General features: G+C 43.0%; 2 protein-coding genes. One reads left to right on the forward strand and one right to left on the reverse strand.

All coding sequences use genetic code 11. From position 1 onward, the window contains the following. Positions 1-407, forward strand: a 407-nt coding sequence (locus A3739_RS16155; RefSeq protein WP_369821107.1) for a pilin, incomplete at its 5' end; no start/stop codon positions are given. Positions 408-513: 106 nt separating this feature from the next. On the opposite strand, the gene A3739_RS16160 is transcribed toward A3739_RS16155, so the two are convergent. Continuing rightward, complete coding sequence (locus tag A3739_RS16160; RefSeq protein WP_068476141.1) at positions 514-1,407, reverse strand: LysR family transcriptional regulator; 894 nt, start codon at positions 1,405-1,407, stop codon at positions 514-516. Positions 1,408-1,592: the final 185 nt, after the last annotated feature.

Below are 1,592 nucleotides of genomic sequence, written 5' to 3' on the forward strand. Positions count from 1 at the left end.
CTGGTGGCGGTATGGTATCGTTGATGATTACTATTGCGATAGTTGGTATTTTGGCTGCCGTAGCAATACCTGCATATCAAGACTATGTACAAAAAGCTCGATATACAGAAGTTTATATAGATGCAGAAGCTGTGAGCAAAGAAGTAACAGAATATGCCGTGGTTAATCAAGCGTGGCCTGAGTCACTTCAAACATTGGGCTATTCAGAAAACTATATTTCTAATGCAACCCAAAGTTCACAAATTGCGATCTATGAAAATGGTGTTATAGGAGCTCAAGTTGGCATAAATGAAGAGGGGAAGGAACAATACATAGTTCTGGAACCTTATGTTGAAGAAGGAAATGTATATTGGAGTTGTTATGGAGAAAACTTACTAGTAAAGCATCTTCCTTCAGAATGCCAATAGGTTTTGACTATTCTTGATTAATAGCCGATCTAATCTATCGATCGGCTGTCTTCGCTGTTTTTAAGCAATAGAGCATTCCGTTAACAGCCTAATGGCTTTTCAAATATTACTCTTCCCCAAAAACCTCAAATATCCTCTCCCTCATCCATTGATGCGCACGATCATTCTCATGCCGTTGGGCCCAGTATAGGTGCCAGTCTAGCTTTGGAATGGCGAAGGGTAGTTCGAGTATTTGTAGTTCAGTGCCTTGTGTCAGGCTTTCAGGAATGGTGAGGAGCATGTCTGTTTGCGCGACGATTGGGCTCGCTGCGCGCGAGTGTTGAATACGTAGTTTAATTTCGCGTTGAAGACCTAATCGAGCAAGTACCGCATCAATTTGGCCACCTCCTTTTCGTCGACTCGATACATGAATATGCGCTTCTTTCATGTATTGATCGAGGCTCAGATCACCTTGAATGCGCGGATGTTCTGGGTGTGCGACGCATACATAACGGTCGTCAGCAATTGGCGTATTGACGAGATTGCTGTCGTTAATGATGGGTACATCAAGGGCAAAGTCGAGCTCACCGGCGCTGAACGCGCGCACCATATCGCTACGCGGAATACTGTAACTCTCGATTTGAATATTCGGGGCTTCTTTTTGAAGTACATGCATTAAGCGCGGTAATACATAGGCTTCTGATGTGTCGTTCATTGAGAAACGAAAAGTTCGCGTTGACTGCAATGGGTCAAAGGCATCATGTTCGTTGAGACTGCTTTGCAGTGAGGCGAGGGCCTCTCGTACGCGCTCAATGATGTTTTCAGTGAGCGGGGTAGGGACCATTTGCCCCGACTGGCGCACAAACAATTCGTCATTGAAATGCGCACGTAAGCGCGCAAGAGAATTACTGACTGCAGGCTGCGTAATATGAAGCACTTCTGCTGCTTTGGTGAGCTTGCGTTCGCTATAGATCGCATCGAGCACGATAAATAGGTTCATATCAATTTTGTTCAACAGCATCTGAGAAGCCTCAATATTTGACTTAGTATCACTAATTTTTATTTAACGATATAAATAAAATAAACTTCAATGATTTTATTTCGGTTTTTAAACTGCTTGCCACGTAAATAAGAATCACTGAAGGCAAAGAGCATGGATTTTGAGTATTCAGATCGCGTTAAAAAATTGATGAAAGAGGTGCAAAC

This window comes from Oleiphilus sp. HI0067 (assembly GCF_001635735.1).

Excerpts from the sequence above, each read along its gene's own strand:
- A3739_RS16160 (WP_068476141.1), bottom strand. The coding sequence starts at position 1,407 with ATGCTGTTGAACAAAATTGATATGAACCTATTTATCGTGCTCGATGCG.